The 13884-nt window shown below is 73.6% G+C and carries 15 protein-coding genes and 1 pseudogene; 2 read left to right on the plus strand and 14 right to left on the minus strand.

The window, feature by feature from the left end; all coding sequences use genetic code 11:
* Positions 1–128 precede the first annotated feature (128 nt).
* The 4 genes and pseudogenes from Q5530_RS30850 to Q5530_RS30865 all read right to left on the minus strand — a co-directional run bounded on the left by Q5530_RS30850 (position 129) and on the right by Q5530_RS30865 (position 2429).
* Positions 129–1067, minus strand: coding sequence for an NAD(P)/FAD-dependent oxidoreductase (locus tag Q5530_RS30850; protein WP_415366350.1), 939 nt, complete (start codon positions 1065–1067; stop codon positions 129–131).
* Between the two features lie 347 nt (positions 1068–1414).
* Complete coding sequence (locus Q5530_RS30855; RefSeq protein ID WP_415366501.1) at positions 1415–1756, minus strand: nucleotide pyrophosphohydrolase; 342 nt, start codon at positions 1754–1756, stop codon at positions 1415–1417.
* Between the two features lie 84 nt (positions 1757–1840).
* Positions 1841–1975: pseudogene (locus Q5530_RS30860) on the minus strand (cupin domain-containing protein); the annotation flags it as partial.
* A gap of 235 nt (positions 1976–2210) precedes the next feature.
* Positions 2211–2429, minus strand: a complete 219-nt coding sequence (locus tag Q5530_RS30865) for a cupin domain-containing protein (protein WP_415366351.1) — start codon at positions 2427–2429, stop codon at positions 2211–2213.
* A gap of 71 nt (positions 2430–2500) precedes the next feature.
* On the opposite strand from Q5530_RS30865, the gene Q5530_RS30870 reads away from it, so the two are divergent.
* Positions 2501–3328: an NAD(P)H-binding protein gene (locus tag Q5530_RS30870; RefSeq protein ID WP_415366352.1), complete on the plus strand. Its 828-nt coding sequence runs from the start codon at positions 2501–2503 to the stop codon at positions 3326–3328.
* Here Q5530_RS30870 and Q5530_RS30875 read toward each other — a convergent pair.
* The 3 genes from Q5530_RS30875 to Q5530_RS30885 form a co-directional block, all read right to left on the minus strand.
* Positions 3295–3951: a class I SAM-dependent methyltransferase gene (locus Q5530_RS30875; RefSeq protein ID WP_415366353.1), complete on the minus strand. Its 657-nt coding sequence runs from the start codon at positions 3949–3951 to the stop codon at positions 3295–3297. The genes Q5530_RS30870 and Q5530_RS30875 overlap by 34 nt on opposite strands.
* Positions 3952–4136: 185 nt before the next feature.
* Complete coding sequence (locus Q5530_RS30880) at positions 4137–5225, minus strand: helix-turn-helix domain-containing protein (RefSeq protein WP_415366354.1); 1089 nt, start codon at positions 5223–5225, stop codon at positions 4137–4139.
* A gap of 18 nt (positions 5226–5243) precedes the next feature.
* On the minus strand, positions 5244–5879 hold the full coding sequence (locus Q5530_RS30885) for a hypothetical protein (RefSeq protein WP_415366355.1): 636 nt from the start codon (positions 5877–5879) through the stop codon (positions 5244–5246).
* 173 nt (positions 5880–6052) lie between these two features.
* Between Q5530_RS30885 and Q5530_RS30890 the strand changes: the two genes are divergently transcribed.
* A complete protein-coding gene (locus Q5530_RS30890; protein ID WP_415366356.1) occupies positions 6053–7264 on the plus strand; it encodes a PP2C family protein-serine/threonine phosphatase in 1212 nt (403 codons plus the stop codon).
* 90 nt (positions 7265–7354) lie between these two features.
* Here Q5530_RS30890 and Q5530_RS30895 read toward each other — a convergent pair whose 3' ends face one another.
* The 7 genes from Q5530_RS30895 to Q5530_RS30925 all read right to left on the minus strand — a co-directional run bounded on the left by Q5530_RS30895 (position 7355) and on the right by Q5530_RS30925 (position 13859).
* Complete coding sequence (locus Q5530_RS30895; protein WP_415366357.1) at positions 7355–7711, minus strand: peptidase inhibitor family I36 protein; 357 nt, start codon at positions 7709–7711, stop codon at positions 7355–7357.
* Between the two features lie 70 nt (positions 7712–7781).
* Positions 7782–8162, minus strand: a complete 381-nt coding sequence (locus Q5530_RS30900; protein ID WP_415366358.1) for an HNH endonuclease — start codon at positions 8160–8162, stop codon at positions 7782–7784.
* A complete protein-coding gene (locus Q5530_RS30905; RefSeq protein WP_415366359.1) occupies positions 8155–8979 on the minus strand; it encodes a DUF72 domain-containing protein in 825 nt (274 codons plus the stop codon). The genes Q5530_RS30900 and Q5530_RS30905 overlap by 8 nt, the downstream gene beginning before the upstream one ends.
* Before the next feature lie 104 nt (positions 8980–9083).
* Positions 9084–9815 (minus strand): DUF72 domain-containing protein, encoded by a 732-nt coding sequence (locus Q5530_RS30910; protein WP_415366360.1) that lies wholly within the window; start codon positions 9813–9815, stop codon positions 9084–9086.
* 65 nt (positions 9816–9880) lie between these two features.
* Entirely contained in the window at positions 9881–10333 is a 453-nt protein-coding gene (locus tag Q5530_RS30915; RefSeq protein ID WP_415366361.1) for a hypothetical protein, read from the minus strand.
* A 197-nt stretch (positions 10334–10530) separates the two neighbouring features.
* Positions 10531–12642, minus strand: a complete 2112-nt coding sequence (locus tag Q5530_RS30920) for a 3-hydroxyacyl-CoA dehydrogenase NAD-binding domain-containing protein (RefSeq protein ID WP_415366362.1) — start codon at positions 12640–12642, stop codon at positions 10531–10533.
* Positions 12639–13859: a thiolase family protein gene (locus tag Q5530_RS30925; RefSeq protein ID WP_380642732.1), complete on the minus strand. Its 1221-nt coding sequence runs from the start codon at positions 13857–13859 to the stop codon at positions 12639–12641. The genes Q5530_RS30920 and Q5530_RS30925 overlap by 4 nt, the downstream gene beginning before the upstream one ends.
* Positions 13860–13884 lie beyond the last annotated feature (25 nt).

Below are 13884 nucleotides of genomic sequence, written 5' to 3' on the forward strand. Positions count from 1 at the left end.
TTCCAGCGCCGATGGTACTGCACTCGTGAGGGTGTGGGAGAGTAGGACGCCGCCGAACATTCTTTCCCTCAGGGGCATCCGTGATACGGGTGCCCCTGAGGGCTTTTTGCGTTCAACACCACCAACGCTCAGGACAGCCGAGCAGCGATGGCCTCACCCAGCGAGGTCCCCGAGAGCCACGCCGTCTGGACCCTCGGCACGCCCCACGCGTCACCGGCGATACCCACCATCCCGTCATCGAGGTGGAACGGCGCCTGCCCCTCCTCGCTCGGCCGGGCGAACGTCCACCGGTGCACGTGAACCCCCACAGCAGCAGGCAGCCCCAGCAACTCCCGCACCGCCGCCTCGATCTCCTCACCAGCGGCGAGGGCATCGGCCACGTACCGCTCCGCAAAGGCGTCCCCGGTGTGCGCGACGAGCACCGGAGCACCGTCCCCGCGTCGACTGCCGTCGTCGAACAGGGTGGTCAGGACCGGGTGGTCGTTGACGAACGCCCCGTGGAACTCCGTCCAGGTCCGCTCCTCGTACACCAGCGTGGCGACCAGCGAGGGCAACCACACCTGCCCGTCGGCCGCCGCCCAGGTCCCACGCAGGCGCGGATCGAGCAGGCGTGCAGCCTGGGGACCCGGCATGGCGAGGGCGACGGCGTCCACCGCCGTGCCGTCCACGCGCGGTCCGGGTTCGATCCACTCGACGGCACGGGACGTCACCACGTCCAGTTCCGAAGCCAGCTCCTCGACCAGCGACCGGAGCCCACTCGAAGCCGCCCACCGCACGGGCCCGGTGGTCCGCGAGACCTCGTCCCCGGAGTGCACGGCGAAGGTGTCCGTCCACTCCCGGGCCAACCCGGCCTCCCGCCACCGCCGTGCGACGGTGGCGAACCGGGGGTCCGACACGGTGAAGTACCCGGCACCGATGTCGGCCCGACGTCCGTCGTAGCGCTTGGTCGCCATCCGGCCGCCGACGACGCGGGACCGTTCGACGACGCCGACGTCCACCCCCGCGTCGAGCAGCGCACGCGCGCACGCCAGGCCCGCGATTCCCGCGCCCACCACCACAACCCGCACCGCCGGGCCCCCTGAAGAGTCGTCACGTTCTGGTGGGCAGGACCGCTGACCGGGCGACGTGCCCGAGGCGAGCGGGTGACGGGACGCCCCCGCCCGGAATCCGTCCCTACGGTAACCGCACGAGCACCGATCCGTGGACGGGGAGGTCTCCAGTGCCGTGGCGATCGCAGGGACGACGGGGCAGGCACTCACGTGTCCCGCGAGGTTCACCGCCACCGATGTGGGCGCCCGTGGTGCTCGCCCTGGTGCTGCTGGTCGCGCTGGTCCTGCTCCTGCTCACCTATGTCTGACCGGTGTGACCGGGTGACCGGTGTGACCGATGAGCCCCGTCGTTCACGGGCCCGCCGTCACTCCACCGGCTCCAGCGACCCGTTGCCCGCCGGGAACCGGCGCTCGTTGCGCTCGATCTTGGCGAACGCGGCCTCCACCAGGTCCACGTCGAGCTTGTCGGCCAGGCGCACCAGGTAGTGCACGACGTCGGCCAGTTCGTCCCGCACGTTCCAGGCCAGCTCGGGGTCCTCCATGGCGCGGGCGGCCTCCTCGGGGGTGAGCCACTGGAACAGGTCGGTCAGCTCGCCCACCTCCCCGGACAGGGCCATCACGAGGTTCTTCGGCGTGTGGTACCGGTCCCAGTCGCGCGCGGCGGCGAACCGGCGCAGGGCGTCCCGCAGTTCTTCCAGGTTGTTCATGCCCGCAGAGCTACCACACGGTGGTCGCTGGGCCGCGCACCGCGCACCGCACACCCGCTTGAACGCCGTGCTGAACGCGGGCTCCACGACGTCGTCGCCCAGCGCCCGGTACCAGGCGGGCGTGTTCGCCTCGGGCCGGTCGAACCACTCGCGCAGCGCGAACACCAGCAGCAGGTCCAGCAACCGGTCGAGCACGATGTCCTGACCCGGCTGGTCCTTGTAGCTGCCGGTGATCACCACGGCGTCACTGCCGAACCCGCTGCCGAACCCGCCGTCAGGCCCGCCTCCAAATCCGCCGTCAGACCCGCCACCGTGCCCACCGCCGAACCCGCCGGCCGGCGCCACCCCGTAGGTGCGGGTGCCGATCAGCAGGCGGTCGCAGTCGGATTCCCCGACCGAAACCTGGGGCGGCGTCGCCGGGTCGTCGGCCAGCACGAACCGCAGCGGCCCCGGATCAACCCGATGCCACCGGGTCGCATGTGGACCCGGGTGCCGTCCTCGGCGAGCAGCCACGCCTCACCTCGAACAGCCACGCCTCACCTCTGGCGGCGGTAACGAGGGTCAGCGGCGCGGCGGCCGTGAACGCCGGCGACCACGGCGGCGTGGCCACCGAGCGGCAGACCAGGGCGCCGTGGGCGCGCACGCCGCGCAGCAGTTCGGTGAGAGCGTCCACGTAGACGATTGAACATGCATCGTCGACTGTGGGCCATGTCCGGTCCGCGCCGGCGTTGATTGGCTTGCGGCATGACGATCCTGGTAATCGGAGCCACCGGCAAGACCGGCCGCCGCGTCACCGCGGCCCTCGACGCGCTCGGCGTCGACCACCGCCCCGCCTCCCGGGGTTCGGGGACCCGCTTCGACTGGTTCGACGAGACCACCTGGGAACCCGCGCTGGCGGGCGCCACCGCCGTGTACCTGGTGCCGCCGGCGCTGACCCTGGACGACACCGAGGTGACCGCGTTCGTGCCGCGCGCGGTGGCGGCGGGGGTGCGGCGGTTCGTGGCGCTGTCGGCGCGGGGCATCCCGGAGGACGACGGGAGGGAGCGGGCCGTGCGGGAGTCCGGTGTGGACTGGACGGTGCTGCGGCCGACGTGGTTCTCCCAGAACTTCAGCGAGGACTTCTTCCTGCCGCAGGTGCTGGCGGGCGAGGTCGTGCTGCCCGCGGGCGGCGACGGCGCGCACCCGTTCATCGACGCGGACGGCGCGCACCCGTTCATCGACGCGCGGGACATCGCCGACGTGGCGGTGGCGGCGTTGACGCGGGACGGGCACGCGGGCGTGGTGCACGAGCTGTCCGGGCCGGAGGCGCTGACGTTCTCCTCGGTGCTGCGGCAGGTCGGGGAGGAGGCCGGGCGCGCGATCCGGCTGGTCGACGTGCCGCCGGCGGCGTTCACCGCGATGCTCGTCGACGGGGGCATGGCGCCCGACTACGCCGAGCTGTTGACCGGCTCGTTGACCGCGATCCGCGACGGGCACGACGCGCACCTGTCCGACGGGGTGCCCGCCGTGCTGGGCCACGGCGGGCGGTCGTTCGCGGACTACGCCAAGGGCGCGTCCGCGGCCTGGGCCTGAACCTTGGCCTGGGCGAGCACCAGCAGGTGCTCCTCGTCGGGCTGGCCCTCGCGGTCGGGGGAGAAGGTGGTGGTGCGGGACTCGACGACCACCAGCCCGGCGCGTTCGACGCGGCGCAGGAGGTCGGGGGCGGCGAAGCTGGTCAGGCGCACGGTGTGGCCGAGGAACGGGACCTCCACCTCCTCGACGTCCATCGGGACGGTGACCAGGGCCAGCAGCCCGCCCGGCTCCAGCCAGCGGGCGATCCGGCCCAGCACGGCCTCGACCTCGTCGCGGGTCATCTGGAGGAAGGGGAAGAACGCGCAGACGGCGTCCCACCGGTGCGGCGGTTCCCAGTCGCGGACGTCGGCCTGGACGAACTCGGCGCCGGGCACCTGCTCGGTGGCGATCTCGACCATGGTGCTCGACACGTCGATGCCGAGCACCCGGTGCCCGGCGGCGGCGAGGTCCTCGGCGGCGGGGCGGCCTGTGCCGCTGCCGATGTCGAGGACGCGGGCCCGCTCGGGCAGGCGTTCGAGCAGGAGGCGGACCGCCTCGTCCACGGCGGGCGGGCGCCCGAACGCATCCTCGTACCCGCGTCCGACGGCGTCGAACAGCTGAGCGGCGGTGAGCGGCTGGTTCACGGTGTTCCTCCGTCCGGGCGCGGTCGGGCCGCGCCCCGTGGAATTCTGCTGGTCGCGGGTCGGAACGCCTAGCGCCGAGTCGGGACCCCGGCGTCGGGTCGGAACACCTGGCGCCTGCCCGGAACCCCGCCGCCGGTCCGGCGCCTGGTCCCTGGTTGGCAAGCCCGCCGCCTGCCCCGAAACGCCTAGTCCCCGGTCGGAACCCCCGGCGCCGGTCCGGGCACCCCGCCCGCTCCCGAACCCGCACCCGACCCCGCTCCCCGGACCAGGGCGAGGCGCGGCCGGGGGTGGTCCGCGCCGGTGCCCTCACCGGGCAGGGCGGTGAGCACGAGGCCGAACACCAGACCGTTCAGCTCCTCCACGTCGAGCAGCAGGTCACGGGCCACGCGGTGCGGTGTGGTGCCCTGCTCGCGCAACGCGCGGAACACCTTGGCCAGCAGCTGGGACGTCTCACGGCGGGGCGCGTCGGCCGGGCGGCGGGCCAGGTGCCGGCACACGGCCGCGTACTGGACGGGGGTGAGCAGCCCGAGGTCGCGCAGGCGGTGGACCAGGGTGAGCGGGTCGACGTGCCAGGTGGCGGCGTGGGCGACGACCTGCTCGGTCAGCGCGCCCCTGGGCACCGCGGCCAGGACCCCGGCGCGGGGCAGCAGGAAGGCGGTGGCGAACGCGTCCACGTCGTCGGCGCCGACGAGCCTGCCCAGCTCGCGCGCGGTGTCGACGCGGGTCCGCGCGGGCGCGGCGGTCGGGTCGAGGAAGACGTACGGGGTGCCGTCGTGGCGGCAGGAGAACGGGCCCGCCGCGGCGCAGTCCGGGGGCAGCGAGAACACCCGCACCCCGTGCGCCTCCAGCAGGTGGACCATGTTCGGCGCCGGGCGGTGGGGGATGCCCCAGCGGGCGCGCAGCATCCCGGCCGCGGTCTCCGGGTCGGGCTGCTCCCACGTCGGCACATCCGGGTCCGGCAGGGTGAACGCGCCGGCCAGCCAGCCGGCGAAGCCGATCGCCAGGCGCGCCGCGCCGGTCGCCGCGTCCCGCTGCCGCCGCGCGGCCGGTCGGCTGAACGCGACCTCGACCTCGGGCACGTCCCCGGCCTCCAGGAAGGCGGGCGGGAAGCCGAGGGCGGCGGCCAGCCGGGCGGTGGTCCCGGGTCGGGGTCGGCGACGGCCGTGCTCGTAGTCGCCGATGCTCGCCGGGCTCGTGCCGGCCTTGTGCGCCAGCTCCGCCGCGGTGAGACCGCGCCGGGTGCGGGCCAGGGCGAGGCGCGACGGCGTGAGCATGATCGCGCCATTCTCGCACTACCGCTTCAGCGCGACGCTCACCTCCACGTCGTCGGGCCCGTCGGCGCCCCGCGGTGTCGGCAGCGGCCCGAACACCAGCGGCGGCAGCGTGATGCGGCTGGCCCAGCGGTCGACGACCTGGCCCTGCGGGGTCGGTTCCGGCTGGGCGACCTCGCGGAGCACGACCAGCCGGTCGCCCCGCTGGTGCGGGTAGGTGACCAGGAACCACAGCTTCTGCTCGTGGGTGTGCAGCGAGTCGAACAGCGTGAACTGGTCGCGGTCGTTGCCGCGCATCATCGCCGCGATCGCCGGGCCCTTGGCGTAGTCGCTGCGCAGCGGGGCACCGTCCGTGCCGGTGTGCCGGTTGCCCTGGAGGGTGCCCAGCACGACCGGTTTGGCCGGGTGCTGGACCAGGCCCGCGTTCCACTTGTCGACCCTGGTCCAGCCCTCGTCGACGAGGATTTCCCGCAGCTTGCCGACGCGGTGGATCCAGTCGAGCAGCCCGGCGCCGTTGGTCGGGCCGAGGGGAGGCGCGGAGGCCCGCGCGTCCACGCCCGCCCAGATCGCCTCGTCCAGGTGGTCGACGCGCAGGCCGAGTTCGGCGAGCCGCGCGTGGTGGTCCGCGGTCAGCTCGGCGGCGTTCGACATCTGCATGACCCGCACGGTAGCCGCGGGGACCGACAATTTTCGGGTGGGCGGGCTCGTGGTCCCGCCGGGTCGCGGTCCGGGTGAGAAGATGGGTCCATGGACGCGCGCGACGGCGACGACGTGGTCGTGACCGGCACGACTCCCGCGACGTGCCGCGCGGGCTCCGTGGTGGTCACGGCGTGATCTGCGGTGCCGGGAGCCACCCCGACCACGACCACGCGGCTTTCTCGGCCCTCCTGGAGGACGACGCGGAAGACCTCTACGACAACGCGCCGTGCGGTTACCTGTCCACGATGCTGGACGGGCGGATCGCGAAGGTGAACGACACCCTGCTGCGCTGGCTCGGTTACGAGCGGGAGGAGCTGGTGGGTCGGCGGCGGTTCGCGGACCTGCTCAACGTCGGCGGCCGGCTCTACCACGAGACCCACTTCGCGCCGCTGCTGCGGATGCACGGCGAGGTGCGGGGCGTGGCGCTGGAGATGGTCGCCGCCGACGGCACCCGGCTGCCGGTCCTGGTCAGCTCCACGGTCCGGACGGGTGCCGGGGGACAGCCGGTGCTGATCCGCACCACGGTGTTCGACGCCGGTGACCGCCGGGCGTACGAGAAGGAGCTGCTGCGCGCCCGGCGGCAGGCCGAGAAGGAGCGCGACGAGGTCCGGGAGCTCGCGACGACCCTCCAGCGCACCCTGCTGCCGCCGGTCCTGCCGGCCATCCCGGGCGTCGAGCTGGCCGCCCACTACCACCACGCGTCCCACTACCAGGTCGGCGGCGACTTCTACGACGTGTTCCCCCTGGCCGACGGCCGGTGGGGGCTGTTCCTGGGCGACGTGTGCGGCAAGGGCGCCAAGGCGGCGGCGGTGACGTCCCTGACCCGCTACGCGCTGCGGTCGGCGGCCGTGTACGACCCGGACCCGGTCACCGTGCTGGACAACCTCAACACCGTGCTCAACCAGGAGCAGGACCAGGCGGTCTCGCGCTTCTGCACGGTCACCTTCGGCGTGCTGGCGGTCGAACCGGGCGGCGGGGTGCTCACCCTGGCCACCGGCGGCCACCCGCCGGGCCTGCTGCTGAGGGCCGACGGTGGCGCCGGGTACGTGGACATGCCGGGTGGCCAGCTGGTCGGCGCCCTGCCCGACGCGGTGATGGCGAAGACCGAGGTGCGCCTGGGTGAGGGTGACACGTTCATCCTGTACTCGGACGGCCTCACCGAGGCCAGGACCGGGCCGGACACCCGCTACGAGGAGGAGGCGCTGCTGGAGTTCGCGGCCCGCATCGCCCCCACCACGGCGGCGGGTGCGGTGGAGGCGATCCGGGGCCTGCTCGCGCGGCTCGGCGAGGGCGTCGACGACGACACGGCGGTGCTGGCGGTGGGGGTGCCGCGCCGGGGGTGAGGTCGGGATCGGTGCTCGTGGGGCGTGCCACACCGGGCGCGGTGGAGAGCCGGTCACCCCACCGCGCCACCGCCGTTCAGGGCGGGAGCATCACGACTCCCACACCTGCACGGCTCTCACCACGAAAGGTGCGTCCGGCACGTACGTGCCCTTGCCCGGGTAGGTCGTGAACTCCGCCTCCGTCGAACACCCCGCCCCCTGGTACACCGACGTGTCCCGGGTCAGGTGGTTGACGAACGACCTGGCCACGAACCCGTCGGGCAGGGGTATGCACTCGCCGGGGTTGGCTGTCTCCAGGTCGAGGCGGTGCGCCTGGCCCGCGTAGTCGGCCCCGGACCACGCGCAGAACTCGCCGCGGTCGCACTCGGGAGCGGCCTGCGCGGTCTGCGCGGACGCGGTGCCGCTGGTCAGGAGGGTGGTGGCGATGAGGGCCGTGATCGTCTTCATGGCTCCAGGTTCCACAAACCCGGGCACCTTGTCGCGATCTTGGGCGCCGGTTCACCGGTTCGTGTCGTTTTCAGGCGGCGCGGCGCCTCAACCTGCGCAGTTGCCCCTCCAGGTACGGCCTCGCCCGGCGTTGGCCGCCCCGGACGGCGATGGCCCCGGCCAGCGCGGTCAGGACCCGGGTCACGCGGTCGGCGTCCGGGTGCCAGCCGCGCCGCTCGCACTCGGCCAGCCAGTCGGAGGGCGACAGGTGGCCCCGCGCGCGGTTGCAGCGCCGGCAGGCCGCCACCTCGTTCTCCAGCCACGACGGGCCGCCCTTGACGCGGGGGACCAGGTGGTCGGTGGTGGGGGTGACCTGGCCGCTGAACGGGCGGCGGCACCAGGCGCAGTCGTCGCCGTCGCGGGCGATGGCCAGCGTCAGGCGGGCGGCGCGGTCCAGCAGCGGGTCAGCCATCGGCCAGGCGGGCGGCGAGCCTGACGGCGTCGTGCGGGGCGGCCGCGTCCGTGTCGTTGTCGAAGTACGTGTACACGTCGTGGTCCGCCGACCACCCGCGCACCTTCCGCGCCCACGCGTCCAGCTCGGCGTCGGTGTAGCTGCCGTGGTAGAGCGCCTGGTTGCCGTGCAGGCGCAGGTAGGCGAAGTCGGCCGTCACGTCCTCCAGGTACGGGTACGTGCCCGCCGAGTGGGACACGACCAGGCCGATGCCGTGCGCGCGGAGCAGGTCGGAGAACTCCGGGCGCGCGAACGAGGGGTGCCGGACCTCCAGGGCGTGCCGCAGCGGCCGGTCCGCCTCGGTGGTGGTCCACGACCGCTCCTCCGGCAGGCGCTCGTCGTGGTGCTCGGCCAGCTTGGCGGCCTCCCGCGTGGTGCGGGGGAGCAGGTCGAAGAACGTCGCCAGGCGGTCCGGGTCGTAGGCCGTCCGAGGGGGCAGCTGCCACAGGAACGGACCCAGCTTCTCCTCCAGGGCCAGGATTCCGGACGCGAAGAAGTTCGCCAGGGGCGTCTCCACGTCGCGCAGCTGCTTGAGGTGCGTGATGAAGCGCCCGCCCTTGATCGCGAACACGAAGTCGGCCGGGGTCTGCGCCGCCCACGCCAGGTAGCTGGACGGCCGTTGCAGCGAGTAGAACGAGCCGTTCAGCTCGACCGAGCCCATCAGTCGCGAGAGGTGCTCCAGCTCCCGGCGCTGCACCAGCCCCTCCGGGTAGAACGCGCCACGCCGCCAGTAGGGGTACACCCACCCCGACGTCCCGATCCGCACCTGTCCGGCCATGGCACGCGGGTACCCCGCCCGGCCCCCACCGCACCCGATGTCGGAGGTCGGCCGCGCGACCGACGCCCGCGCCGGGCACCTCGGGCGTCGAGCCGGACCCCGGCTCAGCCGACCCGTTCCGCCAACGCCTGGGCGTCGTGCGGCGCGGCGCCGCGCATCGTGTTGTCGAAGTACACGTACACGTCGCGGTCCCGCGCCCACTCCCGCACCCGCCGCGCCCACCGGTCCAGCGCCGCGTCGGTGTAGGCGCTGGCGTACAGCTCCTGGTCGCCGTGCAGCCGCACGTACACGAAGTCCGACGCGCCCACCTCCACCGGCTGCGGGAACCGACCCGCCGACTCGGCCACGCACAGCGCCACGCCGCGCTCGGTCAGCATCCGGACCAGCTCGGGGTGGTCCCAGCCGGGGTGCCTGATCTCCAGCGCGTGCCGCACGGGCGGGCCGGGCAGCAGGTCGAGGAACGCGGCCAGCCGCTCGGCCCGCCACGGCAGGGTCGGCGGCAGCTGCCACAGCACCGGCCCGAGCTTGGTCCCCAGGTCGAGCACCCCGGACTCGTAGAACTCCGCGACGTCCCGGTCGACGTCCTCCAGGCGCTTGTGGTGGGTCACCTCGCGGTGGCCCTTGACCGCGAACACGAAGTCCTCCGGCACGCGCTCGAACCACGACTTGTAGTCGGCGGGCTTGCGCAGGCCGTAGAACGTGCCGTTGATCTCCACCGTGTCGAGCCGGTTCGCCAGGAACTGGAGCTCGGTGCGCTGCGGCAGGCCCCGCGGGTAGAAGTCGCCGCGCCACTCGGGGAAGTGCCAGCCCGACGTGCCCACCCTGATCGTGCCCATGCGGACCGAGGTGCCCGAATCCCGCGCCGGCGAAACACCCCGGACCGGCCGCCGGGAACCAGCCGTCAGAACCCGGCCCCGTCCAGCGCCCCCGTCACCACCCGGTCCACCCGCGCCTGCTGCGGGTCCCGGGCCAGCGCCTCGGTGCACGGGCACCCCGCCAGGTCGCTGCCGCACAGGTACACCCCCAGCACCCGCAGGCTCCGGGCCGTCTGCCGCAACCGCGCCGCGCCCCGCAACCGCACCTGCCCGTACACGGCCTTCGCCAGCTGGTACGGCGCGCCGGGCCCCAGGTCGACGCACGCCTGGCTGTCCAGCTCCTCGGCCACGTGCGCGATGGGGCGGCACCCGCCGGCCCGCGCCGAGCGCACGAGCCGCTGGTCCAGCTTGGCGACGAGCCGCCGGGCCACCTCGTCGCGCCACCCGCGGTCCGAGCGCAGGAAGGCGACCAGCTCCTCCACCCGCACGGGGTCGGGGCGCGGGCGGCGGGCACGTGACCTGAGGCGGTGGGGGCTCATGCCACCCAACATCGGGGCGGGTACAGGGCCCCGCGAGGGCTTCACCCGCCTGCGCGCCCGGCTCCAGCCGGACGCACCAGCGGACGAACACCGGGTGTCAGGGCACCGGCGCTGCCGAGGACCGGGCGCCCCGACACGCGCCGTCAACGCCGCCGAGCCCGGCCGCGAGGTGCGACCGGGCTCGGCGGTGGGGTCCGCTACGCCGGGACGGAGGCGACGCCGGGGGCGAGGAACCGCTTGCCCGTCACCTTCTCCGAGATGCCCGAGCGGTCCAGGTACGGGGTGATGCCGCCCAGCCAGAACGGCCAGCCCGCGCCGAGGATCATGCACAGGTCGATGTCCTGCGCCTCGGCCACCACGCCCTCGTCGAGCATGACGCGGATCTCCTCGGCCATGGCCTCCAGCGCCCGGGAGAAGACCTCCTCGCCGGTGGCGGGCTGGTCGCCGAACTGCCACAGCGCCTGCACCTCGGGGTCGACGGTCTGCCGGCCCGTCGAGTCCCACTGCCACACCGCGGCCTTGCCGGCCTCGACGAACCGCGCCATGTTCGCCGACACGCCGAAGCGGTCGGGGAACGCGCGGTGCATCGTCTCGGCCACGTGCAGGGCCACGGGCGGGCCGACGAGCTGGAGCAGCACCAGCGGGGACATCGGCAGGCCCAGCGGCTCGGTGGCCCGGTCCGCCACCTCGAACGGCGTGCCCTCGTCGATGGACTTGACGACCTCGCCCATGAACCGGGTCAGCAGCCGGTTCACCACGAACGCGGGCGCGTCCTTGACCAGCACCGAGGACTTCTTCAGCTGCTTGCCGACCGCGAACGCGGTGGCCAGGGTGGCGTCGTCGGTCCGGTCGGCGCGCACGATCTCCAGCAGCGGCATGACCGCCACCGGGTTGAAGAAGTGGAACCCGACGACCCGCTCCGGGTGCTTGAGGCCCGAGGCCATCTCGGTGATCGACAGCGACGAGGTGTTGGTGGCCAGCACGGTCTCGGGCGAGACGTGCTCCTCGACCTCGGCGAACACCTGCCGCTTGACGCCCAGGTCCTCGAACACGGCCTCGATGACGAAGTCCGCGTCGGCGAACGCGGCCTTGTCCAGCGAGCCGGTCACCAGCGCCTTGAGGCGGTTGGCCTGGTCGGGGGACACGCGCTTCTTGCCCAGCAGCTTGTCGACCTCGCCGTGCACGTACCCGACGCCCTTGTCCACGCGCGCCTGGTCGACGTCCGTCAGCACGACGGGCACCTCCAGCCGCCGCGCGAACAGCAGCGCCATCTGCGAGGCCATCAGGCCCGCGCCGACGATGCCGACCTTGGTCACCTTGCGCGCCAGCGACCGGTCCGGCGCGCCCGCGGGCCGCTTGGCCCGCTTCTGCACCAGGTTGAACGAGTACAGCCCGGCCCGCAGCTCGTCGCTCATCACGACGTCGGCCAGCGCCTCGGTCTCGGCCGCGTAACCGCGGTCGAGGTCGTTCTCGCGCGCCAGCTCCAGCAGCTCCAGGGCCTTGAGCGCGCCCGGCGACGCGCCCTTGGTCCGGCCCTCGACGATGGCGCGGGCGCGGGCCACGGCCGCGTCCCAGCCCTCGCCGCGGTCGATCTCCCGGCGGGCGGGGGTGGTCTCGCCGCGCACCACGGAGGCCAGCCACAGCAGCGACTGCTCCAGGTAGTCCGCGGAGTCGAACAGCACGTCGGCGATGCCCAGCTCCAGCGCCTGCTTGGGCCGCAGCATTTTGTTCTGGTTCAACGCGTTCTCGAAGATCACCGTGACCGCGTCGTTCGGGCCGATCAGGTTGGGCAGCAGCTGCGTGCCGCCCCAGCCCGGGAACAGGCCCAGGAACACCTCGGGCAGCGCGATGGCCGCCGCGTTGGACGCCAGGGTCCGGTAGTGGCAGGACAGCGCCAGCTCCAGGCCGCCGCCCATGACCGCGCCGTTGACGAAGGCGAAGGTGGGGATCTCCGACTCGGTGAACCTGCGGAACACGTCGTGCCCGAGCCGGCCGGTGGTCAGCGCCTGCTCGCGCTCCGACGCGCCCTCGACGGCGGTCAGGTCCGCGCCGACGGCGAAGACGAACGGCTTGCCGGTCACCGCGATGGCCACCGGGTTCGCCGCGGCGGCCTCGTCGAACGCCCGGCCGAGGCTCACCAGGGACTGCGGGCCGAACGTGGACGGCCGGGTGTGGTCGTGGCCGTTGTCGATGGTGATGAGGGCGACCTGGCCGGTCAGGCCCGGCACGGTCAGCAACCGGGTCCGGGCGGTGGTGACGACCTCGTCGGGGAACAGGGCCCTGGCCTCGTCGGCGGTCAACGCGGTCACTTGGCTTCTCCGTTCCAGTGCGGGTTCTCCCAGATCACGGTGCCGCCCATGCCGATGCCGATGCACATCGTGGTGATGCCGTAGCGCACGTCCGGGCGCTCGGCGAACTGCCGCGACAGCTGCGTCATCAGGCGCACGCCCGAGGAGGCGAGCGGGTGGCCCACGGCGATCGCGCCGCCCCACTGGTTGACCCGCGGGTCGTCCTCGGCGATGCCGAAGTGGTCGAGGAAGGCGAGCACCTGCACGGCGAACGCCTCGTTGATCTCGAACAGGCCGATGTCCTCGATGGACAGGCCGGCGCGCCGGAGGGCCTTCTCGGTGGCGGGCACCGGGCCGACGCCCATGACCTCGGGCTCGACGCCCAGGAACGAGTAGCCGACCAGGCGCATCCCGACCGGCAGGCCCAGTTCCCGCGCGGTCTCCTCCTCGGCCAGGATGCAGCCGGTGGCGCCGTCGTTGAGGCCCGCCGCGTTGCCGGCGGTGACGCGGCCGTGCGGGCGGAACGGGGTCTTGAGCCGGGCCAGGTCCTCGACCGTGGTGCCGGGGCGCGGCGGCTCGTCGGCGGTGGCCAGGCCCCAGCCGTGCTCGGCGGAGCGGGTGGCGACCGGGACGAGCTCGGGGCCGATCTTTCCGTTCTTCACCGCGTCGGCGTACTTGGCCTGCGAGGCGGCGGCGTAGGCGTCGGCGCGCTCCTTGGTGATGGCGGGGAACCGGTCGTGCAGGTTCTCCGCGGTGGAGCCCATCACCAGGGCCGAGGGGTCGACGATCTTGTCGGACAGGAAGCGCGGGTTGGGGTCGACGCCCTCGCCCATCGGGTGGCGGCCCATGTGCTCGACGCCGCCCGCGATCACCACGTCGTAGGCGCCGAACGCGATGCCGCTGGCCGAGGTGGTCACGGCGGTCATGGCGCCCGCGCACATGCGGTCGATCGCGTACCCGGGCACGGACTTCGGCAGGCCCGCGAGCAGCGCCGCGGTGCGGCCGATGGTCAGGCCCTGGTCGCCGGTCTGCGTGGTGGCGGCGATGGCCACCTCGTCGACCCGCTCCGGGGGCAGCTCGGGGTGGCGGCGCAGCAGCTCGCGGATCACCTTGACGACCAGGTCGTCGGCACGGGTCTCCGCGAAGATTCCCTTGGGGCCGGCCTTGCCGAACGGCGTGCGCACACCGTCCACGAAGACCACGTTGCGAACGCGTGCCGGCGCTACTGGTGCGGCCACGGCGTCTCCTCTCCTACCGATCGGT

The organism is Saccharothrix sp. BKS2 (assembly GCF_047689505.1).
In the GTDB taxonomy this organism is placed as follows: domain Bacteria; phylum Actinomycetota; class Actinomycetes; order Mycobacteriales; family Pseudonocardiaceae; genus Actinosynnema; species Actinosynnema lopnurensis.